Consider the following 22,454-nt stretch of genomic DNA (forward strand, 5'->3'; position numbering starts at 1 on the left):
TATGGGTAACCGAAGTCGGGGTTGGGGCACGCGGCCCGGTCGGGCCGTGTTCACCACCTTATGGGGCCCCGCCCGGAACCCCGCCCCGGGGTCCGGCGCCCGGCCGGCCCGGGACCGGCGGCGGCGTGCGGCGCGGCGCGGCGGGCCGGGACGGGCGGTCCGCCCGGTACGGGACAATGGGGCCATGAGTCTGTTCCGGGATGACGGCGTCGTACTGCGTACGCAGAAACTGGGCGAGGCCGACCGGATCATCACGTTCCTCACCCGCGGCCACGGGCGCGTGCGGGCCGTCGCGCGCGGGGTGCGCCGCACCAAGTCGAAGTTCGGCGCCCGGCTCGAACCCTTCTCGCACGTGGACGTCCAGTTCTTCGCCCGCGGCTCCGAGCTCGTCGGGCGCGGCCTGCCGCTGTGCACGCAGACGGAGACCATCGCCGCGTACGGCGGCGGCATCGTCACCGACTACGCCCGCTACACGGCCGGCACGGCCATGCTGGAGACCGCCGAGCGGTTCACCGACCACGAGGGCGAGCCCGCCGTCCAGCAATACCTGCTGCTCGTCGGCGCCCTGCGGACCCTCGCGCGCGGCGAGCACGCCCCGCACCTCGTCCTCGACGCCTTCCTGCTGCGCTCGCTCGCCGTCAACGGCTACGCGCCCTCCTTCGAGGACTGCGCCCGCTGCGGCATCCACGGGCCGAACCGCTTCTTCTCGGTCGCGGCGGGCGGCGTGGTCTGCGGCGACTGCCGGGTGCCCGGCAGCGTCGTACCCTCGGCGGAGGCCGTCGGTCTGCTCAGCGCGCTGCTGACCGGCGACTGGGAGACGGCGGACGCGTGCGAACCGCGCCACGTCAGGGAGGGGAGCGGACTCGTGTCCGCCTATCTGCACTGGCACCTGGAGCGCGGGCTGCGCTCGCTCCGCTACGTGGAGAAGTAGAGAACTAGGAGATGTGAGCCGCATGGCCATGGCACGACGCGGAATCCTCGGGCGCTCCAGGCGCCAGTACAAGGACCCCGAGCCGCATCCGTCCGGCGCGCGCCCGCCGAAGATCCCCGGCGAGATGGTGCCCGACCACGTGGCGATCGTCATGGACGGCAACGGCCGCTGGGCCAAGGACCGCGGCCTGCCCCGCACCGAGGGCCACAAGGTCGGCGCGGAGCGCGTCCTGGACGTGCTCCAGGGCGCGATCGAGATGGGCGTCGGCAGCATCTCCCTGTACGCGTTCTCCACCGAGAACTGGCGGCGCTCCCCCGACGAGGTGCGCTTCCTGATGAACTTCAACCGGGACTTCATCCGCAAGACCCGCGACCAGCTCGACGAGCTCGGCATCCGGGTCCGCTGGGTCGGCCGGATGCCCAAGCTGTGGAAGTCGGTCGCCCAGGAGCTCCAGATCGCCCAGGAGCAGACCAAGGGCAACGACCGCCTCACGCTGTACTTCTGCATGAACTACGGCGGCCGGGCCGAGATCGCGGACGCGGCGCAGGCCCTCGCGGCGGACGTGAAGGCGGGCAGGCTGGACCCGGCGAAGGTCACCGAGAAGACCTTCGCGAAGTACCTGTACTACGCGGACATGCCGGACGTGGACCTCTTCCTGCGGCCGAGCGGCGAGCAGCGCACCTCCAACTACCTGCTGTGGCAGAGCGCGTACGCCGAGATGGTCTTCCAGGACGTGCTGTGGCCCGACTTCGACCGCCGCGACCTGTGGCGGGCCTGCCTGGAGTACGCCCAGCGCGACCGCCGCTTCGGCGGTGCCGTGCCGAACGAGCAGCTCCTCGCGATGGAGGCCGCGATGCGCGGCGACGGGGTCCCCGCCGCCGCGGACTGACCCCGGCCCGGCCGCCGTGCGCGCGAAGGGCGCGGCTCCCCGGGAGCCGCGCCCTCCTCCACGTGCGTGTGCCGGCGGTCAGTCCCGGGCCGCCGCCGCCGCGCAGTCCGCGCACGTGCCGAAGATCTCGACCGTGTGCGCCACGTTCACGAAGCCGTGCTCGGCGGCGACGGACTCGGCCCACTCCTCGACGGCCGGGCCCTCCACCTCGACGGCCTTGCCGCAGCCGCGGCACACCAGGTGGTGGTGGTGCTCGCCGGACGAGCAGCGGCGGTAGACGGCCTCGCCGTCGCTGGTGCGCAGCACGTCGACCTCGCCCGCGTCGGCGAGCGACTGCAGCGTGCGGTAGACCGTCGTGAGGCCCACGGAGTCACCGCGGTGCTTGAGCATGTCGTGCAGCTCCTGCGCGCTGCGGAACTCGTCCACCTCGTTCAGTGCCGCCGCGACGGCGGCGCGCTGCCGGGTCGACCGTGCGCGTACGCCGGATCCTGCCGTCGCCACAGGTGCCTCCTTGCCCTCGGCCCGCTCACTCGTACGTCTCGTGCATCCGCTTACGTCGGGCCATTGTGCCAGGCCCCGCGCCGGGACCCCGCAGCCGTGACGCCGTCGTGCGACCGGATTCAGACCTTGACGTCGTCCGCCGTCCCCGGGGACGGCCGTACGCCGCCGTACGCCCCCGCACCGGTCCCGGCCGCCCGCGCGCGGCGCCGGGCCAGCGGCGCGGCCAGCGCGGCGAACACGACGAACACGGCGATGGCCAGCAGCACGATCGTCGCGCCGGGCGGGACGTCCTGGTAGTACGTGGTGACGGTGCCGGCCAGCGTCACCGCCGTACCGATGAGCACCGCCACCGCGAAGGTGGCGCGGAAGCTCCGCGTGAGCTGCTGGGCCGCCGCCACGGGCACCACCATCAGGGCGCTGACCAGCAGCAGCCCGACGACGCGCATGGCGACGGTCACGGTCACCGCGGCCGTCACGGCGACGAGCAGGTTCAACGCCCGCACCGGCAGGCCGGTCACCCGCGCGAACTCCTCGTCCTGGCTGACGGCGAACAACTGGCGGCGCAGTCCCAGCGAGACCGCCAGCACGAACGCCGCGAGCACGCCGATCGCGACCACGTCCTCCTGGGACACCGTCGCCAGCGAGCCGAACAGGTAGCTGACCAGGTTCGCGTTGGAGCCGTCCGGGGAGAGGCTGGTCAGCAGCACGCCGCCGGCCATGCCGCCGTAGAAGAGGAGGGCGAGCGCGAGGTCGCCGCGCGTGCGCCCGTACATGCGGATCAGCTCCATCAGGACGGCGCCGGCGATCGAGACGAGCCCGGCCACCCACACGGGGTTGGCCGACATCAGGAAGCCGAGGCCGACACCGGTCATGGCGACATGGCCGATTCCGTCGCCCATCAGGGCCTGCCGCCGCTGCACCAGGTGGATGCCGACGGCGGGCGCGGTGATGCCGACCAGGACGGCGGCGACGATCGCCCGCTGCATGAACGCGTGGTCGAGGAATTCCATGGTCAGGTCAGCAGTCCCGTGCGGAGCGGCTCGTCGGCCGCGTGCGGATGTACGTGGTCGTGGCCGGGCAGCGCGTGCTGGCCGACGGCCTCCGGCGGCGGCCCGTCGTGGACGACGCACCCGTCGCGCAGGACGACCGCGCGGTTGATCAGCGGCTCCAGCGGCCCCAGCTCGTGCAGGACGAGCAGCACGGTCGTGCCGTTCGCGACCTGCTCGCGCAGGGTCGCGGCGAGCACCTCCTGGCTGGCCAGGTCGACCCCCGCCATCGGCTCGTCCATGATCAGCAGCTCCGGCTCGGAGGCGAGGGCCCGGGCGATCAGCACCCGCTGGTGCTGGCCGCCGGAGAGCGCCCACACGGAGTCCTTCGCCCGGTCGGCGAGCCCGACCAGTTCGATGGCCCGGTCCACGGCCGCGCGGTCCGCCCTGGACAGCCGGCGCAGCCTCGCGCGCGAGAGGCGGCCGGACGACACGACCTCGCGGACCGTCGCCGGGACGCCGCTGGCGGCCGTGGTGCGCTGCGGTACGTAGCCGACGCGCGCCCAGTCGCGGAAGCGGCGCAGGTCGGTGCCGAAGAGGGAGACCGCGCCGCCGGTGAGCGGCACCTGGCCGATGACGGAGCGGACGGCGGTGGACTTGCCGGAGCCGTTGGCGCCGAGCAGCGCGACGACCTCGCCGCGCCGGACGGCGAAGTCGACGCCGCGCAGCACGGGGCGGGAGCCCAGCGTGGCCGTGGCCGCCCGGACGGAGATGACGGGCTCGCTGCTCACCGTGCCTCCAGGGGGTGTGGGAGAGGGGAGGGGACGGGTCACTTCGCGCCGAGGGCCTTCTGGAGGGCCGCCAGGTTGGACTCCATGACCTCCAGGTAGTCAGTGCCCTTGGAGCGCTCGGTGATTCCCTCCAGCGGGTCCAGGACGTCGGTCTTCAGGCCCGTGTCCTTCGCGAGGGTCCTGGCGGTCCGGTCGCTGGCGAGGGTCTCGAAGAAGACGGTGGTGACCTTCTCCTTCTTCGCGATGGCCTGGAGCTCCTTGACGCGGGCCGGGCTGGGCTCCGACTCGGGGTCGACGCCGGAGATGCCCTCCTGGTCCAGGCCGTACCGCTCGGCGAGGTAGCCGAAGGCGGAGTGGGTGGTGATGAAGGTGCGGGTGGAGGTGTTCTTCAGGCCGTCGCGGAACCGGGTGTCCAGGGCGCCCAGCTTCTTCACCAGCGCGTCGGTGTTCTTCCCGTACACCGCGGCGTTGTCCGGGTCGGCCTCGGCGAGGCGGTCGCCCACGCCCTTGGCGATCTCCGCGTACTTCACCGGGTCCAGCCAGACGTGCGGGTCGCCGCCGGCCTCGGTCTCGTGGTGGTGCTCCTCGTGGTGGTGCTCCCCGGCGTGGGACTCCTCGGCGTGGGCCTCGCCCTCGTGGCCGGTGTGGTCCTCGTGCGTGCCGTGCGCCTCCAGCGTGGTCAGGGTGGCCGCGTCCACCGTGTTCTCGACGCCGGCCTGCTTGATCGCGTCGTCGACGGCGGGCTGGAGGCCCTTGAGGTAGAGGATGAAGCCGGCGTCGCCGAGTTCGGCGATCTGGCGCGGCTTGAGTTCCAGGTCGTGCGGCTCGACACCGGGCTGTGTGAGCGTGGTCACGGAGACCTTGTCGCCGCCGATCTGTTCGGCGAGGAACTGCATCGGGTAGAACGACGCCACGACGTCCAGTTTGCCGTCTTTGCTCTTCTCCGCGCCCCCGGAGGAACCGGAACAGGCGGAGAGCGTGACCAGGCCGAGGACGGCGGCGCCGGCGACGGCGGTGGTGGATATGGAGCGTCGTACGTTCATGACACTCATTTTCAACTTTTCTGGAAACGATTGTCAACAAAGGGGCCAAGTGGTCCCCGCCACCCACCGATTTGATCCCAGGGGCTCGCGCGCCGCTAATCTGAGGCATTCGCCGTTCGTCATCGTCGTATGAAGAGAGCACCGTGGCCGCCGACAAGATCGACACCATCGTCAGCCTGAGCAAGCGCCGTGGCTTCGTCTACCCCTGCAGCGAGATCTACGGCGGCCAGAAGGCCGCCTGGGACTACGGGCCGCTCGGTGTGGAGCTGAAGGAGAACATCAAGCGCCAGTGGTGGCGCTACATGGTCACGTCCCGCGAGGACGTCGTCGGCCTCGACTCGTCGGTGATCCTGGCCTCCGAGGTCTGGGAGGCGTCCGGTCACGTCGCGACCTTCACCGACCCGCTCACCGAGTGCACCTCCTGCCACAAGCGCTTCCGCGCCGACCACCTGGAGGAGGCGTACGAGGAGAAGCACGGCCGCCTGCCCGCGAACGGCCTGGCCGACCTGAACTGCCCGAACTGCGGCAACAAGGGCCAGTTCACCGAGCCCAAGCAGTTCTCCGGCCTGCTCTCCACGCACCTCGGCCCGACCCAGGACACCGGCTCCGTCGCCTACCTGCGCCCCGAGACCGCGCAGGGCATCTTCACCAACTTCGCCCAGGTGCAGCAGACCTCGCGCAAGAAGCCGCCGTTCGGCATCGCGCAGATGGGCAAGTCCTTCCGGAACGAGATCACTCCGGGCAACTTCATCTTCCGCACCCGCGAGTTCGAGCAGATGGAGATGGAGTTCTTCGTCAAGCCGGGCGAGGACGAGACGTGGCACGAGTACTGGATGGAGCAGCGCTGGAACTGGTACACGGGCCTGGGCCTGCGTGAGGAGAACATGCGCTGGTACGAGCACCCGAAGGAGAAGCTCTCCCACTACGCGAAGCGCACCGCCGACATCGAGTACCGCTTCCGGTTCGGCGGCAGCGAGTGGGGCGAGCTGGAGGGCGTCGCCAACCGCACCGACTACGACCTGACCGCGCACTCCCGCGCCTCCGGCGCCGACCTGTCGTACTTCGACCAGGAGGCCGGCGAGCGCTGGACCCCGTACGTGATCGAGCCGGCCGCCGGCGTGGGCCGCACGATGCTGGCCTTCCTGCTCGACGCGTACGTCGAGGACGAGGCGCCCAACGCCAAGGGCAAGATGGAGAAGCGCACCTCGCTGCGGCTCGACCCGCGCCTCGCGCCGGTCAAGGTCGCGGTCCTGCCGCTCTCCCGCAACCCGGAGCTGTCCCCGAAGGCCAAGGGCCTCGCCGCGGACCTCCGCAAGAACTGGAACATCGAGTTCGACGACGCGGGCGCCATCGGCCGCCGCTACCGCCGCCAGGACGAGATCGGCACGCCGTTCTGCGTCACCGTCGACTTCGACACCCTCGAGGACAACGCGGTGACCGTCCGCGAGCGCGACTCGATGAAGCAGGAGCGCGTCTCCCTCGACCAGATCCAGGGCTACCTCGCCACCCGTCTGATCGGCTGCTGACGCCCGCCCGCCCGATCGGCCGCCGGCGCGTCCCGGCACGGCACGGCGAAGCCCCCGGCCCCCTCGGCGGGACCGGGGGCTTCGCCGTGCCGCCGACGGGCCGGGCGGGATATTGGGATGCCCGCCCGTGCCCCGCCCGGTACGGTCGTCCCCATGTCCTCCTTCCTCCCGATCTACGAGTGAGAGTGCGCCGGGCCCCGACGCCCGCGCCGCCCCACCCGACACCCCGGACACCCCGGACGACTTCTCACCCCTGAGGGAGACCCCATGGCCAAGAGCCGCAACAACCTGCTCGGTGTGGGCGGGCAGCGCAAGAAGCTGTCCCGCCTCGAACGGCAGGGTTCCGCGCCCCACGGCGCCGGGCGCGCGGCGGACGCCGCCGACGCCAAGCAGGAACTGCTGCGCAGGATGCGCGAGCGCACCCGCCCGCAGCAGCAGGAGCAGGAGACGCCGGAGACGCAGGAGCGGGACCGGCAGAGCTGATCCCCCGCGGCACCAGGGGCCCGGTCGCCTTCCCGGCGGCCGGGCCCCCGCGTGCCCGGGGGAGCGCGCGCGGTACGGGACAATGGGGGGCATGACCGCGTTCAGTCCCCTCCCCATCGGCCCGCACACCGTGCAGCCGCCGGTGGTGCTCGCCCCGATGGCCGGTATCACCAACGCACCGTTCCGCACGCTCTGCCGTGAGTTCTCCGGCGGCAAGGGCCTGTTCGTGAGCGAGATGATCACCACCCGGGCCCTGGTCGAACGCAATGAGAAGACCATGCAGCTCATCCACTTCGACGCGTCCGAGACGCCGCGCTCGATCCAGTTGTACGGAGTGGACCCCGTCACGGTCGGCAAGGCCGTCCGCATGATCGTGGACGAGGACCTCGCGGACCACATCGACCTGAACTTCGGCTGCCCCGTCCCCAAGGTCACCCGCAAGGGCGGCGGCTCGGCGCTGCCGTTCAAGCGGCCCCTGCTGCGGGCGATCCTCCACGAGGCGGTGGCCAACGCCGGGGACCTGCCGGTCACGATGAAGATGCGCAAGGGCATCGACGACGACCACATCACGTACCTCGACGCGGGCCGCATCGCCGTCGAGGAGGGCGTCACGGCGATCGCCCTGCACGGCCGCACGGCCGCCCAGCACTACGGCGGCACGGCCGACTGGGACGCGATCGCCCGGCTGAAGGAGCACGTCCCGGAGATACCGGTGCTCGGCAACGGCGACATCTGGTCCGCGGACGACGCGCTGCGGATGATGCGCGAGACCGGCTGCGACGGGGTCGTCGTGGGCCGCGGCTGCCTGGGGCGCCCCTGGCTGTTCGGGGACCTCGTGGCGGCGTTCGAGGGCACGGGCGGGGCGGCGGCCCCCACGCTGCGCGAGGTCGCGGACGTCATGGTGCGCCACGCCCGGCTGCTGGGGGAGTGGATCGGCGACGAGTCGCGGGGCGTCGTCGACTTCCGCAAGCACGTCGCCTGGTACCTGAAGGGGTTCGCCGTCGGCTCCGAGATGCGCAAGCGGCTGGCGGTCACGTCGTCCCTGGACGAGCTGAGCGCTCAGTTGAGCGAGCTGGACCTGGACCAGCCGTGGCCGGCGGGCGCCGACGGGCCGCGGGGCCGGACGTCCGGGAACAACCGGGTCGTCCTGCCGGACGGCTGGCTGAAGGACCCGTACGACTGCGCCTCGGTCAGCGCGGACGCCGAGTTGGACACGTCCGGCGGCTGACCGGCGGGTGGACTCCGGACGTCCGGATCGTGGAATCGCGGGCCGTACGACAGCGTGATTCTCGCCACCCCTGATCGGGTGAGTGCTCAGATGAGCATGTTTCACGTGGCTGTACTTCTCAAAGGGTGGCACTGAGTGCCACCCTTTCTGTCTTCAAGAAGTGAAGGCAAGTGTGAAGGGTGGCTGCTCACATGAGCGGTCCTTGGGTGGTTTTTGACCATGACGCTTCAAGGGGTGAATCGTTCCCGCCCGGAGAAGAAACCGTTGCGTAACTTTCGATCTGCTGGCGGACGGGTGGTTAAGGCCGTACGACGGTTAGGCATAGCTCCTCAGGTGCCTTCGATCTGGGTATGTTCCTCGCCGTCAGGGCAGCCACGTCGTCCTCGAGGAGTCGAGACCCGTGTCGGAAAACAAAGATCAGAAGTTCGTGTACGACTTCACCGAGGGCAACAAGGACCTCAAGGACCTTCTCGGGGGCAAGGGCGCCAACCTCGCCGAGATGACCAACCTCGGTCTCCCGGTGCCTCCGGGCTTCACGATCACCACCGAAGCGTGCAAGGTCTACCTGGAGAGCGGCGCCGAGCCGCCCGCGCTCCGCGACGAGGTGAGCGCGCACCTCGACGCGCTCGAACGGAAGATGGGCAAGAAGCTCGGCCAGGCCGACGACCCGCTCCTCGTCTCCGTACGCTCCGGTGCCAAGTTCTCCATGCCCGGCATGATGGACACGGTCCTCAACATCGGTCTGTCCGACACGTCCGTCGAGGGCCTCGCCCGGCAGTCCGGCGACGAGCGCTTCGCGTGGGACTCCTACCGGCGCCTCATCCAGATGTTCGGCAAGACCGTCCTCGGCGTCGACGGCGACCTCTTCGAGGAGGCGCTCGACGAGGCGAAGGAGGCCAAGGAGGCCGCGGTCGACACCGACCTGGAGGCCGCGGACCTCAAGAAGCTCGTCGAGCGGTTCAAGAAGATCGTCAAGGACGAGGCCGGCCGCGACTTCCCGCAGGACCCGCGCGAGCAGATGGACCTCGCCATCAAGGCCGTCTTCGACTCCTGGAACGGCGACCGCGCCAAGCTGTACCGCCGCCAGGAGCGCATCCCGCACGACCTCGGCACCGCCGTCAACGTCTGCTCGATGGTCTTCGGCAACCTCGGCCCGGACTCCGGCACCGGCGTCGCCTTCACCCGCGACCCCGCCTCCGGCCACCAGGGCGTCTACGGCGACTACCTGCAGAACGCGCAGGGAGAGGACGTCGTCGCCGGCATCCGCAACACCGTGCCGCTCGCCGAGCTGGAGTCGATCGACAAGAAGTCGTACGACCGGCTCATGGGCATCATGGAGACGCTGGAGAACCACTACAAGGACCTCTGCGACATCGAGTTCACCATCGAGCGCGGCCAGCTGTGGATGCTCCAGACCCGCGTCGGCAAGCGCACCGCCGCGGCGGCCTTCCGGATCGCCACCCAGCTCGTCGACCAGGGCCTCATCGACGAGGCCGAGGCGCTCCAGCGCGTCAACGGCGCGCAGCTCGCCCAGCTGATGTTCCCGCGCTTCGACGAGGGCGCGAAGGTCGAGCAGATCGGCCGCGGCATCGCCGCCTCGCCGGGCGCCGCCGTCGGCAAGGCCGTCTTCGACTCGTACACCGCCGTCAAGTGGTCCCGCTCCGGCGAGAAGGTCATCCTCATCCGCCGCGAGACCAACCCGGACGACCTGGACGGCATGATCGCCGCCGAGGGCATCCTCACCTCGCGCGGCGGCAAGACCTCGCACGCCGCCGTCGTCGCCCGCGGCATGGGCAAGACCTGTGTCTGCGGCGCCGAGGAGCTGGAGGTCGACACGAAGCGCCGCCGGATGACCGTGCCGGGCGGCCACGTCGTCGAGGAGGGCGACGTCGTCTCCATCGACGGCTCCACCGGCAAGGTGTACCTGGGCGAGGTGCCCGTCGTGCCGTCGCCGGTCGTCGAGTACTTCGAGGGCCGGATGCACGCCGGCGCCGACGACGCCGACGAGCTGGTCCAGGCCGTCCACCGGATCATGGCGTACGCGGACCGCGTCCGCCGGCTGCGGGTCCGCGCCAACGCCGACAACGCCGAGGACGCCCTGCGCGCCCGCCGGTTCGGCGCCCAGGGCATCGGCCTGTGCCGCACCGAGCACATGTTCCTCGGCGACCGCCGCCAGTACGTCGAGCGGCTGATCCTCGCGGACACGGACGCCGAGCGCGAGGAGGCCCTGGAGGCGCTGCTGCCGCTGCAGAAGGACGACTTCGTCGAGCTGTTCGAGGCGATGGACGGGCTGCCCGTCACCGTCCGCCTGCTCGACCCGCCGCTCCACGAGTTCCTGCCCGACATCACCGAGCTGTCGGTGCGCGTCGCGCTCGCGGAGGCCCGCAAGGAACCGCACGAGAACGAGCTGCGCCTGCTCCAGGCCGTGCACCGGCTGCACGAGCAGAACCCGATGCTGGGTCTGCGCGGCGTCCGCCTCGGCCTGGTCATCCCCGGTCTGTTCACGATGCAGGTGCGGGCCATCGCGGAGGCGGCCGCCCAGCGCGTCGAGGCCAAGGGCGACCCGCGCGCCGAGATCATGATCCCGCTCGTCGGCACCGTGCAGGAGCTGGAGCTGGTCCGCGACGAGGCCGAGCAGGTCATCGCCGAGGTGCAGCGGCGCACCGGCGTGGACCTGCGGCTGGCGCTCGGCACGATGATCGAGCTGCCGCGCGCCGCCGTCACCGCCGGGCAGATCGCGGAGTGCGCCGAGTTCTTCTCCTTCGGCACCAACGACCTCACGCAGACCGTCTGGGGCTTCTCCCGCGACGACGTGGAGGCCAGCTTCTTCACCGCGTACCTGGAGAAGGGCATCTTCGGGGTGTCGCCGTTCGAGACGATCGACAAGGACGGCGTCGGCGCCCTCGTGCGGCACGCCGTGGAGGCCGGCCGGTCCACCCGCCCGGACATCAAGCTCGGCGTGTGCGGCGAGCACGGCGGCGACCCGGAGTCGGTGCACTTCTTCCACGAGGTGGGTCTGGACTACGTCTCCTGCTCGCCGTTCCGGATCCCGGTCGCCCGCCTGGAGGCCGGCCGGGCCGCGGCCCAGTCGGACGGCAGCGACAGCCGCTGACCCACCCGGTCCCGCCGCGGCGCCCCGCGGCGGGACCCCGCAGGCACCGGAGCCGCCGTCTGTCACCCGACCCTCACCGATCGGCGGCGGCTCCGGGTCGCAGGGATACGGGGCGGACACCTTTGTGCGGAGGTGTCCGCCCCGTACTGTTTCCTTGGTGTTCGTCCATCCGTACAGGTACGTGTCCGGTGAATTGAGACCGGTTGAATTCTGCTCCGGTTGAAGCACGGACCATTTACGGGAGATTGACTTCACGTCAATTCTGCGGCCCCGGCGGGCAAACAAACGGGCGGAGCGCGGCCACCGGATCCCCACCCGCCGACCGCGCCCCATTACCCCTGCCAGACAGGAGAGCCGCAACCTTTCAGTCCCGCCGCCGGGCGCGAGAAGCCCCCCACGGTCTTCCGACGCGCCACCTCGGTCCTGAAGGTTTCCCGTCTGACGGCGTACAGCTTTTCGGTTCCCGGCCCTCGTCCGCGACGCGTTTCAACTGTGGCTGAAATGCCGTGGTAACAACCTGTGATGGCATGCATACTCCTTGGTGGGGGGTGATTGCGCATGCAACAGGTGGGGGTTCAGTGCTTCGTATACATTTCACCGGCGCGGATCTCGCGGGGCTCCGGATGGCGGCCCGGCCCGACGCGCTGTGGGAAGCGATCCTCAGCTTTCACCGTTTGCGGGACAGGCGGGGCGCCCTGGTCTACGGGGAATGGCGCTCCGAAACCCGGACGCGGTTGAACGGTGAAACAAGACTGCTGGGCGCGCTCGTCCCCGCACGGGGGTATTTCCCGGACTTCCTGACCCCGCCGGAAGGGCTCCAGGGCCTCGACGCGGCGCTGGAGGCCGTACGCGCCACGCCGCCCGCCCGGCTCCACGCGGAGCTGTCCGTGCTCGCCTCGGAGCGCGCGGCCGCGACCCCCCTGCCCTCCTGGACGGGGGACCTCGCGGAAGGGCGCCCGGAGGCCCTGTGCCGGCTCCTGGGAGCGCTGCGCGGCTACCACCGGGCCGCCGTCGAGCCGTACTGGACGTACATCCAGGCGCGGGTGGAGGCGGACCGGGCGGTGCGGGGCCGGGCGCTGCTCGACGGCGGCGCCGAGGAGCTGCTGGCCTCCCTGCCGCCGATGCTGCGCTGGCGCGCGCCGGTCCTGGAGGCGGACTACCCGGTCGACCGCGACGTGCGGCTCGGCGGGCGCGGGCTGCTGCTCCAGCCGTCGTACTTCTGCCGGGGCACGGCCGTGATGTACCGGAACCCCGAGCTGCCGCCGGTGCTCGTCTACCCGGTGACGCACGCGGACGCCCCCGCCGCGGCCGGCGAGCAGGGCGGGGCGCCGCTGGGGCGGCTGGTGGGCCACACCCGCTCCGCCGTCCTCAAGGCCATCGGGCAGGGCGGCACGACCAGCGAGCTGGCCCGCCGCGCCGGGGTGTCCCTCGCCTCGGCGAGCCAGCACGCGGGCGTCCTGCGCGACGCCGGACTGGTGGTGACCCTGCGCCAGGGCAGCTCCGTGCTGCACACCCTGACGCCGCTGGGCGCCGCCCTGCTGCACGGCGGCGCCCAGCCGGTGCGGGAGCGCCACCGCTACGCGCGGAACGGCCCCGTCACCTCGTAGGTGATGCCGCCGGACGAGCTGCCCGTCGTGCCGCGCTGGCTGGAGAAGTACAGCCGCCGGCCGTCGGGCGAGAACGCCGGGCCGCAGATCTCCGACCCGGACTGGCCGAGGATCCGCACGAACGGCGCGACCACGTCGTCCGGCGTGATCAGGCAGATCTCCATGTTGCCGCCGTCCTCGGCGACGTACAGGTCGCCCGAGGACGTGCCGGTGATGTTGTCGACCCCCGTCAGCGGGGCGCCGCCGGAGACGAGCGAGTCGTCGTACGCCAGCGCGTAGGTGTTCGCCGCCAGGTCGAGCTGCCACACGCGGCCGTCGCCCTTGGTGGTGAACCAGACGGTGCCGTTGGCGTAGTGGCAGCCCTCGCCGCCGTTGAACCGCTTCGCGCCGGACACCTGGTTGCGGGTGGCGGTGGGGGAGCCGTCCGGGTCGGGGACGGTCGCCCAGGTGAAGGAGCCCGACGTGGCCGTGCCGGCCTTCAGCACCTGGAGGGTGCCCGACGACAGGTCGCCCCAGGTGTTCGGCACGAACCGGTAGAAGCAGCCGTCCGACGCGTCCTCCGTCAGGTAGACGACCCTGCGGACCGGGTCGGCCGCGGCGGCCTCGTGGTTGAAGCGGCCCATCGCGGCGTGGCGGACCGCGGCCTTCACGCCCCACGGGTCGGTCTCGTACACGTACCCCGTGCTGACCTCCTCGCAGGACAGCCAGGTGTTCCACGGGGTGGCGCCGCCCGCGCAGTTGCGGTTGGTGTTGGACAGGATGCGGTACGCGCTCGTGACGTTGCCCGACGCGTCGAAGCGGATGGCGCTCGCACCGCCCGTGCTGGAGACCTCGGAGTTGGAGACGTAGATCCAGCCGCTCCCGTCGGCGAAGCAGGCGCCGCCGTCCGGGGCGGCGTGCCAGACGTAGGAGGTGGCGCCGACCCGCTGCCCCGACCGGGCGACGACCCGGCTGGTGAAGCCGGCCGGGAGCTGGAGGCCGTTCGCGTCGGCCGTGCCGAGCGCTCCGTACGGGCCGGGGCCGGGCTGGGCCGGGGCCGCGTAGGCCGCGCCCCGCATCAGCGTGTAGCCGAAGGCCGCGGCCGCGCCGCCCGCGACCGCTCCGCGCAGGAAACTGCGACGTTCCACTTCATCACTCCACTGGGGTGGTGACCGCCCCGTCGCACCGGTCGGCGACGGGGTCGCGCGTGCCGGAACCTAGGGGTCCCGGGTTGACAGTGCATCAACAAGCGGTGAAGGGGAAGGAGCGTTCGGCGGTCGGCTCTCCGGGACGCCCCGGGCGCGGCCGGCCGGAAAAAAATGTGCGCGGCGGCGATGAGTTCCGCCGGGGACGGCGGTCTACCCCTCCGTAACGGCCACAGAGGCCACATCGGACACCGCAGCCACATCGGATGGAGAACCCGCCATGGGACAGATGATCTTCGTGAACCTGCCGGTCAAGGACCTCGACGCGGCCAAGGGCTTCTGGACGGAGCTCGGCTACTCCTTCAACCCGCAGTTCACCGACGAGAACGCGGCCTGCCTGGTCTTCAGCGACACGATCTTCGCGATGCTGCTCACGGAGCCGTTCTTCAAGAACTTCACGAAGAAGGAGGTCGCCGACGCGTCCGCCACCACGGAGACGATCATCGCGCTGAGCGCCGAGAGCCGCGCCCAGGTCGACGAGCTCGTCGACAGGGCGCTGGCCGCCGGCGCGACCCCGGCCAACGAGCCGCTGGAGTACGGCGACGCCATGTACAGCCGCTCCTTCGAGGACCTCGACCACCACATCTGGGAGGTCGTGTGGACGGACGTCGAGAAGATGCGGGCGCAGGGCTGAGCCGGGCGCGCACGCGCCGACGGCGACGGGGACCGCGGTCGTCACGGTCCCCGTCGCCGCCCGCCCGGCGGGCCGGCCCCCGTACCGTCAGCTCGTGCGCACCGGGTACACCGCCACCGACACCTCGTCGTCGTCCAGGCAGCGGCCGGTCTCCAGGTCGAAGCGCTGCTTCAGCAGCGGCGACGCGACGAACGTGCGCCCGTTCGCCGAGCCGATCAGGCCCCGCGACAGCACCTGGGCGCCGGTGAACGGGTCCCGGTTGTCGATCGCGTACAGCCGCCCCGACCGGTCCCGGAACAGCGCCGCCTGCCGGCCGTCCGGCAGCAGGGCGGCCATGCCCCGGCCCGGCGTCAGCACGGTCGTGTCGCAGATCGGCAGCCAGTCGTCGTCGTGCGAGAGCTCCAGCTTCATCGGGCGGACACACCTTCCAGGGTGAGGATCGTCAGGTCGGGCTTGATCTGGCCCCGCTCCGGCACGAACCGCACCGACGGGTCCGGCGCGTCGGGGGCGTTCACGAAGGACACGAACCGGGCCAGCCGCTCCGGGTCCGCGAGGGTCTCGGACCACTCGTCGCGGTAGCCGGCCACGTGCCGGGACATCAGCTCGTCGAGCTCCTCGCCGATGCCCAGCGAGTCCTCGACCACGACCTCCCGGACGTGGTCGAGACCGATCCGCTCCACCCACGGGGCGGTGCGCTCCAGCCGCTCGGCGGTGCGGATGTAGTACATCAGGAACCGGTCGATCAGCTTGATCAGCTCGGCGTCCGACAGGTCCTTCGCCAGCAGGTCGGCGTGGCGCGGCGTCGCGCCGCCGTTGCCGCCGACGTACAGGTTCCAGCCGTTCGCCGTGGCGATGACGCCGAAGTCCTTCGACTGGGCCTCGGCGCACTCGCGCTGGCAGCCCGACACCGCCGACTTCAGCTTGTGCGGCGCCCGCAGGCCGCGGTAGCGCAGCTCCAGGTCGATCGCCATGCGCACCGAGTCCTGCACGCCGTACCGGCACCAGGTCTGCCCCACGCAGGACTTCACGGTCCGCAGCGCCTTGCCGTACGCGTGCCCCGACTCGAAGCCCGCGTCCACCAGCCGCGCCCAGATCGCCGGGAGCTGCTCGACGCGCGCGCCGAACAGGTCGATCCGCTGACCGCCCGTGATCTTCGTGTAGAGCCCGAAGTCCCGCGCCACCTCGCCGATGACGATCAGCTTCTCCGGGGTGATCTCCCCGCCGGGGATGCGCGGCACGATCGAGTACGAGCCGTTGCGCTGCATGTTGGCGAGGAAGTGGTCGTTGGTGTCCTGGAGCGCGGCCTGCTCGCCGTCGAGGACGTAGCCGTGGGAGAGGGACGCCAGGATCGAGGCGACGGTCGGCTTGCAGATCTCGCACCCCTCGCCGCCCTTGGCCTCCTCCCGCCCGTAGCGGTCGAGGAGCTCCGTGTACGAGGTGATCCGCAGCACCTGCACGATCTCGTACAGGTCCTGGCGGGTCTGCGGGAAGCAGCCGCACAGCCCGCCGTCGCCGGTCTTCGGCAGCAACTGCTGGATGACCTTGACGCAACTGCCGCAGCCCGTGCCGGCCTTGGTGCACTTCTTCACCTCGGGCAGCGTGGTGTGCTCGCAGATCGCGCCCTTGGTGACGTTGTGGCAGGAGCAGATCACCGCGTCGTCCGGCAGCGACTCCGGCCCCAGCGCGACCGGCGCGCCCGCGCCCGCCGGGAGGACCAGCTGCTCGGGGGAGACGGGCGGCACCGAACCGGTCAGCGGCCGCAGCATCCCGTACGAGTCGGCGTCACCGACCAGGACGCCGCCGAGCAGACGGCCGTCCGCGTCGACGACGAGCTTCTTGTACACGCCGGCCCGCGAGTCCGCGTACACGACGTCCAGGCAGCCCTCGGCCGTGCCGTGCGCGTCGCCGAACGACGCCACGTCCACGCCGAGCAGCTTCAGCTTCGTGGAGGTGTCCGCTCCGGTGAACGAGGACTCCCGCCCGGCGATGGCGTCCGCGGCCGTCAGCGCCATCTCGTTGCCCGGCGCCACCAGGCCGTACACCCTGCCGTCCGCCGCGAGGGCGCACTCGCCGATCGCGTAGACCGCCGGGTCGGACGTGCGGCACCGCTCGTCGACCGCGATGCCGCCGCGCTCGCCGACCTCCAGGCCGCAGTCGCGGGCGAGCTGGTCGCGGGGGCGGACGCCGGCGGAGAAGACGACCATGTCCGCGGCGAGCTCCGAGCCGTCCGACAGCTTCATGCCGGTGACCGCGCCGTCGTCCCCGACGGTGACCGCCTGCGTGCCGACGCCCGTGTGGACGGACAGGCCCATGCCCTCGATGGTGCGCAGCAGCGCGGCGCCGCCGCCCTCGTCGACCTGGACCGGCATCAGCCGGGGCGCGAACTCCACGACGTGGGTCTCCAGCCCGAGGCCCTTGAGCGCGCCCGCCGCCTCCAGGCCCAGCAGGCCGCCGCCGACGACCGCGCCGGTCTTCGAGGTCCTGGCGTACTCCTCGATGGCGAGGAGGTCCTCGATCGTGCGGTAGACGAAGCAGCCCTTCGCGTCCTTGCCGGGGACCGGTGGCACGAACGGGTACGAGCCGGTCGCCAGGACCAGCGTGTCGTACGCGACGGTCAGCCCGGACCGCGCGGTGACCGTGCGGGCCTCCCGGTCGATCGCGACCGCCGGGTCGCCGGTGTGCAGCTCGATGCCGTGCTCCGCCATGAAGCCGTCGGGCACCATCGACAGGTCCTCGGGCGTGCGGCCGGAGAAGTACGAGGTCAGCTGGACCCGGTCGTACGCGGGGCGGGGCTCCTCGCACAGGACGACCACACGGGCCCGCCCGGTCACGCCGCGCTCGGCGAGGGCCTCCAGGAAGCGCTGGCCGACCATGCCGTGGCCGACGAGGACGATGGTGGGCGTGTGCGCCGCCCCGGGCGTGTTCGGCATGTCAGGAGCCTCCGTCATGGGTGAGCAGGTGAAGCAGGGGCGCGTCGGGGAGGGCTTCGTCGCCCTCCCACGCCCGGGCGAGCGTCCCGACCGCGCCGAGGTCGCCGATCAGGACGCCGCCGACGAGCCGGTCGCCCCGGACGACGACCTTCCGGTACGCGCTGCGCGTGGCGTCGGCGAGCCGCACGGTGTCGTCGCCGGCCCGGGGCACGGGCTCGCCGAACGCGGCCAGTTCGAGGGCGTCCAGGCTGAGCCGGGTCAGCGCCCGCGTGCCCCGGTAGGCGGCGTCGCCCCCGGCCAGGACGGTCGCGAGCACGTCGGCCTGCTCCAGGGCGGCGCCGGCCAGCCCGTAGAGCCGGCCGTCGTGCTCGGCGCAGTCGCCCACGGCGTGGATGTACGGGTCGGAGGTGCGCAGTTGGTCGTCGACGACGATCCCGCGCCGCACGTCCAGCCCCGCCTCCAGGGCGAGCCCGACGCGCGGCCGGACCCCGCAGGCGAGGACGACCAGGTCGGCGTCGAGTACGAACCCGTCGGCCAGCTCGACGGCGGTCACCGCGCCCGACGCGGCCCTCAGACCGCGCACCCGGCACTCGGTGTGCACCTCCACGCCGAGCCCCGCCAGGTGGCGGCGCAGCAGCCCGGAGGCGTCGGCGTCCAACTGGCGCTCCATGAGGTGCTCGCCCTGCTGGGCCAGCACCACCTCGGCGCCCCGGGCCGCCAGCGCGCGGGCGGCGGACACCCCGAGCAGGCCGCCGCCGATGACCACGGCGCGCGCGCCGGGCCCCACCTGTGCGTCCAGCGCCAGGCAGTCGTCGAGCGTCCGGAACGCGTGCACCCCGGCGGGCATCCGGTCACCGCCCGCGAGGCCGCGCAGCGGCGGCAGCACCGGGTTCGAGCCGGTGGCCAGAACCAGCCGGTCGTATGCGACGCGGGTGCCGTCCGCGCAGTGCACCTCGCGGGCGTCCCGGTCGATGCCGGTGACGCGGACACCGCGTCGCGCCGGCTCGCCCCGGGGCGCGGGCAGGGCGATCACCTCGGGCCCGTACCTGCCGGCCAGGACGTCCGCGAGCAGCACCCGGTTGTACGGGGCGTGCGGCTCCTCGCCGAGCAGGGTGACGGGCAGCCGTTCGGCGAGGCGCGCCCCCGCCGTACCACCGCCGACCACCACGATCCGTGAACTCATGTCCAGCAGCGTGCGTCGGCGGTGTTTCCCGTCGGGATCCCGTTTGTTTCGCGCGCGGAAAGCTGACCTCAGCGGGGACGCCCGCCGGCGGTGAGGGGAGCGGCGGCCCTCCCGCCGGGGCCGTCCGGGGGCGCTCCCGGGGCTGACGGGTCCGCTCCCGGGGCCGTCCGGGGTCCGGCGGGGGCGGGAGAGGGGCACCACATAGGGTCATGTGCATGCCGGACATCTCGCTGACCTCCCTCGTTCTGCTCTGTCTCGCCGCACTGCTGGCGGGCTGGATCGACGCGGTGGTGGGCGGCGGCGGGCTGCTGCTCCTGCCGGCGATGCTGCTCGGCGTGCCGCACGTGCCGGCCGCGCAGTGCCTGGGGACGAACAAGGCGGTGGCCATCGTCGGCACGGCCGGCGCGGCCGTGACGTACGTGCGCCGGGCGCCCGTGGCCGTCCTGACGGCCGTCCGGATCGGCCTGGCCGCGCTCGCCGGCTCGATGGGCGGGGCGTTCTTCGCGGCGGGGGTCAGCAGCGACGTGCTGCGCCCGGCGATCCTCGTCGTGCTGGTGGGCGTCGCGGTGTTCGTGCTGCTGCGGCCGTCGTTCGGGACCGGGCCGGCGGCCCGGGGGCCGGTGGGGCGGGCCCGGCTCGTCACCGCGATCGTGCTGGTGGGCGGCGGGGTGGGCTTCTACGACGGGCTGTTCGGGCCCGGCACCGGCACGTTCCTGGTGCTGGCGCTCACGGCGGTGCTGCACCTGGACCTGGTGACCGCCTCGGCCACCGCGAAGGTCGTCAACGTCTGCACGAACGGCGGCGCGCTGGCGATGTTCGCGTACCAGGGGAACGTCATGTGGCGGCTGGCGGCGCTGATGGCGGTGTTCAACCTGGCGGGCGGCATGCTGGGGGCGCGGATGGCGCTGCGGAAGGGCGCGGGGTTCGTGCGCGGGGTGCTGCTGGCCGTGGTGTTCTCGCTCGTCGCGAAGCTGGCGTTCGACCAGTGGGCGTGACGGCGGCGCGGGCCGGGCGCGGCGGGGCTGGGGCGGCGGTCAGCGCGCGCCGATGAGGTGGGCGTACACGACGACGTTGCCCTGGTAGCCGGTCTCCGGGGAGAAGGCGCCGCCGCAGGTGATGACGCGCAGCTCGGCGTGGTCCGACCGGCCGTACACCTTGGCGTCGGGGAAGGCGTCGTTGTCGTACACCTCCACGGCGTCGACGGTGAAGACGGCGGTCCGCCCGTCCAGGCGGGCCACCTCCACGCGGTCGCCCTTCCTCAGCGCGCCCAGCGCGTAGAACACCGCGGGGCCCTCGTCGTTGTCGACGTGGCCCGCCACGATCGCCGTGCCGCGGGCGCCGGGCGGGGGGCCGCCCCCGTACCAGCCGGCCAGGTTGCGGTCCCCGGCCGGCGGCACGTCGAGGCTGCCGTCCGCCCCGAGGCCGAGCCGGACGACGGGCGCGTCGACGCCGATGCGCGGGATGCGGACGCGCACCGGCGCGGACGGCGGCATCGGATCGGCGGCCGCGGGGGTGTGCCAGCCCGGCCCGGCCGCGAACGCCTCGGCGGCGGACGGGACGGGCGGTCCCGCCCCGTCGGAGCCGCTCTGCACCAGCCACAGGCCGACGCAGGCGGCGACGGCTATGCCCCAGCCCTTGCCGCGGGCCTTGGCCTCGGTGGGGCTGCTCATGGGGTGAGACCTCCAGGTGCGGGGCCTCCTCGCGGGGCGAGGTCCGTGCCGGGGCCCGCGGACGAGGGGCCCCGAGGGTGAGGGGCCCCGAGGGGGAGGGGCCCCGCCCCCGCCGCGGTCTCGGGGCCGCGCGGCGGGGGCGGGGGCCGGGGGGACGGGCGGCCGCCGGTGCGCGGCGGCGGCCGTCCGCCGGGGAGGAGCGCCCCGCCGAGGGGCGGGCGGGGCGCCCGGTTCGCGGGGCGGGTCAGCCGTGGCCGCCGTTCGTGCGGCGGCGCAGCGCCCAGGTGCCGGCCGCGGCGGCGCCGACCAGGAGCGCCGCGCCCGCCGCGATCCGCGCGGTGTCGGGGCCGGTGCTGCCGCCCACGCCCGTCTTCACGTGGCCGCGCGGGCCCTCGTGGGTGGGGTAGGGGGTGGGGACGGGGCTGGGGATGGGGCTGGGGAGGGGCGGCGGCGTCGGGTGGTGGGTGGGGCCGCCGTGCCGGACCACCAGGTCGCCCGTGGCCGTCCTGCCGTTGTCGCAGACCACCCCGATGCCGTAGGTGCCCGGCTTGACGCCCTCCGGGACGCGGAACGTGCCGACCGCGAGGTCCTTGTGGGCGCCGGGGCGCAGCTTGAACTCGCCCGCGCCGAGCGCCCGCGCGTCGCCCACGCCGTGCCCGTTCGGCCCGCAGGCGCGGGTGCTGGCGGTGACGCTCGTGCCCGGGGCGGCGGTGGCGGGGGACAGCTCCAGGATCCCGAAGTCACCGGCGTGTGCCCCGGGGACGGCGAGGGCGCCGAGGCAGACGGCCGCGAGCGCGGTACCGGTCAGCGAGCGGGCAGTGGTGCGCATGGGGGTCCTCCGGGCAGCGCTTCGGGCTGGTGTCCTGTCTTCGAGGTAAGTCTGGAGCCGCCGCCCGCGCCTGCTGACGCCCTGTCACTTCGGGCCGTTCGGGATGGTGTCTTCGCAGGTCGGAGGGGTGAATTGGCGCTGTATGGCGAGACGTTCCGAACGGGTGAAGAAATCGCCGCTTGACCTGAAGTCTGGTTGAGGTGTGAGGCTTCCCGCATGGACCTCACCACGGAAACCACCCCGCGTCCCGCTTCCTCCGAGGAGCCCCTGAAGCTGGCCGTCATCGTCGGCAGCAACCGCGAGGGCCGCTTCGCCCCGGTCGTCACCGACTGGTTCGTCTCCCGCGTCCGGGAGCGCGCCGACTTCACCGTCGACATCGTCGACCTCGCCCAGGTGGAGCTGCCGACCAACCTCTCCTACGACCCGCCGCCCGCCGTCCGCGCCGAACTGGCGAAGGTCAGCCCCCAGCTCGGCGCGGCCGACGCGTTCGTCGTCCTCACCCCGGAGTACAACCACTCCTACCCGGCCTCCCTGAAGGCCCTCGTCGACTGGCACTTCATGGAGTGGCAGGCGAAGCCCATCGCCTTCGTCTCGTACGGCGGGGTCTCCGGCGGCCTGCGCGCCGTCGAGCACCTGCGCCAGGTCTTCGCCGAGCTGCACGCCGTCACCGTCCGCGACACGGTCTCCTTCTCCAACGCGGGCGACCTCTTCAACGAGGACGGCGGGCTCAAGGACTCCGCCGGGCCCGACGGGGCCGCGAAGAAGATGCTCGACCAGCTCGGCTGGTGGGGCCGCGCCCTGCGCACCGCCCGCGACGCGCACCCCTACGAGGGCTGAGGCGGCGGCCCCGCCGCGCCCGCATCCGCCCGTACCGGCGGACGCCCGACCGCGTGACGGCGGCGCCCCGGCCGCCGTCACGCGCCCCGG

The 22,454-nt window shown here is 72.6% G+C and carries 20 protein-coding genes; 10 read left to right on the plus strand and 10 right to left on the minus strand.

Features of this window, described 5'->3' with window-relative positions; translation table 11 throughout:
- The first annotated feature begins 184 nt into the window (after nucleotides 1-184).
- Nucleotides 185-931: a DNA repair protein RecO gene (gene recO / locus RND61_RS13255; protein ID WP_315878102.1), complete on the plus strand. Its 747-nt coding sequence runs from the start codon at nucleotides 185-187 to the stop codon at nucleotides 929-931.
- Nucleotides 932-959: 28 nt separating this feature from the next.
- Entirely contained in the window at nucleotides 960-1,820 is an 861-nt protein-coding gene (locus RND61_RS13260; RefSeq protein WP_315878128.1) for an isoprenyl transferase, read from the plus strand.
- 78 nt (nucleotides 1,821-1,898) lie between these two features.
- On the opposite strand, the gene RND61_RS13265 is transcribed toward RND61_RS13260, so the two are convergent.
- The 4 genes from RND61_RS13265 to RND61_RS13280 form a co-directional block, all read right to left on the minus strand.
- Nucleotides 1,899-2,321, minus strand: coding sequence for a Fur family transcriptional regulator (locus tag RND61_RS13265; RefSeq protein ID WP_315878103.1), 423 nt, complete (start codon nucleotides 2,319-2,321; stop codon nucleotides 1,899-1,901).
- 119 nt (nucleotides 2,322-2,440) lie between these two features.
- Nucleotides 2,441-3,331 (minus strand): metal ABC transporter permease, encoded by an 891-nt coding sequence (locus RND61_RS13270; RefSeq protein ID WP_315878104.1) that lies wholly within the window; start codon nucleotides 3,329-3,331, stop codon nucleotides 2,441-2,443.
- 2 nt (nucleotides 3,332-3,333) lie between these two features.
- A complete protein-coding gene (locus RND61_RS13275) occupies nucleotides 3,334-4,098 on the minus strand; it encodes a metal ABC transporter ATP-binding protein (protein ID WP_315878105.1) in 765 nt (254 codons plus the stop codon).
- 38 nt (nucleotides 4,099-4,136) lie between these two features.
- Nucleotides 4,137-5,141, minus strand: a complete 1,005-nt coding sequence (locus RND61_RS13280) for a metal ABC transporter substrate-binding protein (RefSeq protein ID WP_315878106.1) — start codon at nucleotides 5,139-5,141, stop codon at nucleotides 4,137-4,139.
- 143 nt (nucleotides 5,142-5,284) lie between these two features.
- Here RND61_RS13280 and RND61_RS13285 point away from each other — a divergent pair, with 143 nt between their 5' ends.
- From RND61_RS13285 to RND61_RS13305, 5 genes are all read left to right on the plus strand, one after another.
- The gene (locus tag RND61_RS13285; protein ID WP_315878107.1) at nucleotides 5,285-6,667 is read left to right on the plus strand and encodes a glycine--tRNA ligase; all 1,383 of its coding nucleotides are present in this window, start codon (nucleotides 5,285-5,287) and stop codon (nucleotides 6,665-6,667) included.
- A 267-nt stretch (nucleotides 6,668-6,934) separates the two neighbouring features.
- Nucleotides 6,935-7,150: a DUF6243 family protein gene (locus RND61_RS13290; RefSeq protein WP_315878108.1), complete on the plus strand. Its 216-nt coding sequence runs from the start codon at nucleotides 6,935-6,937 to the stop codon at nucleotides 7,148-7,150.
- Nucleotides 7,151-7,241: 91 nt separating this feature from the next.
- Complete coding sequence (gene dusB / locus RND61_RS13295) at nucleotides 7,242-8,378, plus strand: tRNA dihydrouridine synthase DusB (protein ID WP_315878109.1); 1,137 nt, start codon at nucleotides 7,242-7,244, stop codon at nucleotides 8,376-8,378.
- A 400-nt stretch (nucleotides 8,379-8,778) separates the two neighbouring features.
- On the plus strand, nucleotides 8,779-11,490 hold the full coding sequence (gene ppdK / locus RND61_RS13300; protein ID WP_315878110.1) for a pyruvate, phosphate dikinase: 2,712 nt from the start codon (nucleotides 8,779-8,781) through the stop codon (nucleotides 11,488-11,490).
- A gap of 578 nt (nucleotides 11,491-12,068) precedes the next feature.
- Nucleotides 12,069-13,097, plus strand: a complete 1,029-nt coding sequence (locus RND61_RS13305) for an ArsR/SmtB family transcription factor (protein ID WP_315878111.1) — start codon at nucleotides 12,069-12,071, stop codon at nucleotides 13,095-13,097.
- Here RND61_RS13305 and RND61_RS13310 read toward each other — a convergent pair.
- On the minus strand, nucleotides 13,067-14,224 hold the full coding sequence (locus RND61_RS13310; protein WP_315878112.1) for an alkaline phosphatase PhoX: 1,158 nt from the start codon (nucleotides 14,222-14,224) through the stop codon (nucleotides 13,067-13,069). The genes RND61_RS13305 and RND61_RS13310 overlap by 31 nt on opposite strands.
- Nucleotides 14,225-14,501: 277 nt before the next feature.
- Between RND61_RS13310 and RND61_RS13315 the strand changes: the two genes are divergently transcribed.
- Nucleotides 14,502-14,915 carry a VOC family protein gene (locus tag RND61_RS13315; protein ID WP_315878113.1) on the plus strand — a complete coding sequence of 138 codons (414 nt, stop codon included), beginning with the start codon at nucleotides 14,502-14,504 and terminating at the stop codon, nucleotides 14,913-14,915.
- 87 nt (nucleotides 14,916-15,002) lie between these two features.
- On the opposite strand, the gene nirD is transcribed toward RND61_RS13315, so the two are convergent.
- The 3 genes from nirD to RND61_RS13330 are packed head-to-tail and all read right to left on the minus strand — an operon-like array spanning nucleotide 15,003 to nucleotide 19,028.
- On the minus strand, nucleotides 15,003-15,326 hold the full coding sequence (nirD, locus tag RND61_RS13320; protein ID WP_315878114.1) for a nitrite reductase small subunit NirD: 324 nt from the start codon (nucleotides 15,324-15,326) through the stop codon (nucleotides 15,003-15,005).
- Nucleotides 15,323-17,845 carry a nitrite reductase large subunit NirB gene (nirB, locus tag RND61_RS13325; protein WP_315878115.1) on the minus strand — a complete coding sequence of 841 codons (2,523 nt, stop codon included), beginning with the start codon at nucleotides 17,843-17,845 and terminating at the stop codon, nucleotides 15,323-15,325. Before nirB ends, nirD begins: the two co-directional genes overlap by 4 nt.
- 1 nt (nucleotide 17,846) lies before the next feature.
- Complete coding sequence (locus RND61_RS13330; protein WP_315878116.1) at nucleotides 17,847-19,028, minus strand: NAD(P)/FAD-dependent oxidoreductase; 1,182 nt, start codon at nucleotides 19,026-19,028, stop codon at nucleotides 17,847-17,849.
- A gap of 215 nt (nucleotides 19,029-19,243) precedes the next feature.
- Between RND61_RS13330 and RND61_RS13335 the strand changes: the two genes are divergently transcribed.
- Nucleotides 19,244-20,023 (plus strand): sulfite exporter TauE/SafE family protein, encoded by a 780-nt coding sequence (locus RND61_RS13335; protein ID WP_315878117.1) that lies wholly within the window; start codon nucleotides 19,244-19,246, stop codon nucleotides 20,021-20,023.
- Nucleotides 20,024-20,062: 39 nt separating this feature from the next.
- Here RND61_RS13335 and RND61_RS13340 read toward each other — a convergent pair whose 3' ends face one another.
- On the minus strand, nucleotides 20,063-20,698 hold the full coding sequence (locus RND61_RS13340; protein WP_315878118.1) for a class F sortase: 636 nt from the start codon (nucleotides 20,696-20,698) through the stop codon (nucleotides 20,063-20,065).
- A 244-nt stretch (nucleotides 20,699-20,942) separates the two neighbouring features.
- Nucleotides 20,943-21,527 carry a hypothetical protein gene (locus RND61_RS13345; RefSeq protein ID WP_315878119.1) on the minus strand — a complete coding sequence of 195 codons (585 nt, stop codon included), beginning with the start codon at nucleotides 21,525-21,527 and terminating at the stop codon, nucleotides 20,943-20,945.
- A gap of 216 nt (nucleotides 21,528-21,743) precedes the next feature.
- Here RND61_RS13345 and RND61_RS13350 point away from each other — a divergent pair, with 216 nt between their 5' ends.
- The gene (locus RND61_RS13350) at nucleotides 21,744-22,364 is read left to right on the plus strand and encodes an NADPH-dependent FMN reductase (protein WP_315878120.1); all 621 of its coding nucleotides are present in this window, start codon (nucleotides 21,744-21,746) and stop codon (nucleotides 22,362-22,364) included.
- Nucleotides 22,365-22,454 lie beyond the last annotated feature (90 nt).

Source organism: Streptomyces tamarix (assembly GCF_032423885.1).
Taxonomy (GTDB): Bacteria; Actinomycetota; Actinomycetes; order Streptomycetales; family Streptomycetaceae; genus Streptomyces; species Streptomyces tamarix.

Coding starts and splice junctions, on each gene's coding strand:
- recO (WP_315878102.1), top strand. CDS start 185: ATGAGTCTGTTCCGGGATGACGGCGTCGTACTGCGTACGCAGAAACTG.
- RND61_RS13260 (WP_315878128.1), top strand. CDS start 960: ATGGCACGACGCGGAATCCTCGGGCGCTCCAGGCGCCAGTACAAGGAC.
- RND61_RS13270 (WP_315878104.1), bottom strand. CDS start 3,331: ATGGAATTCCTCGACCACGCGTTCATGCAGCGGGCGATCGTCGCCGCC.
- RND61_RS13280 (WP_315878106.1), bottom strand. CDS start 5,141: ATGAACGTACGACGCTCCATATCCACCACCGCCGTCGCCGGCGCCGCC.
- RND61_RS13290 (WP_315878108.1), top strand. CDS start 6,935: ATGGCCAAGAGCCGCAACAACCTGCTCGGTGTGGGCGGGCAGCGCAAG.
- dusB (WP_315878109.1), top strand. CDS start 7,242: ATGACCGCGTTCAGTCCCCTCCCCATCGGCCCGCACACCGTGCAGCCG.
- RND61_RS13315 (WP_315878113.1), top strand. CDS start 14,502: ATGGGACAGATGATCTTCGTGAACCTGCCGGTCAAGGACCTCGACGCG.
- nirD (WP_315878114.1), bottom strand. CDS start 15,326: ATGAAGCTGGAGCTCTCGCACGACGACGACTGGCTGCCGATCTGCGAC.
- nirB (WP_315878115.1), bottom strand. CDS start 17,845: ATGCCGAACACGCCCGGGGCGGCGCACACGCCCACCATCGTCCTCGTC.
- RND61_RS13330 (WP_315878116.1), bottom strand. CDS start 19,028: ATGAGTTCACGGATCGTGGTGGTCGGCGGTGGTACGGCGGGGGCGCGC.
- RND61_RS13335 (WP_315878117.1), top strand. CDS start 19,244: ATGCCGGACATCTCGCTGACCTCCCTCGTTCTGCTCTGTCTCGCCGCA.
- RND61_RS13340 (WP_315878118.1), bottom strand. CDS start 20,698: ATGAGCAGCCCCACCGAGGCCAAGGCCCGCGGCAAGGGCTGGGGCATA.
- RND61_RS13345 (WP_315878119.1), bottom strand. CDS start 21,527: ATGCGCACCACTGCCCGCTCGCTGACCGGTACCGCGCTCGCGGCCGTC.
- RND61_RS13350 (WP_315878120.1), top strand. CDS start 21,744: ATGGACCTCACCACGGAAACCACCCCGCGTCCCGCTTCCTCCGAGGAG.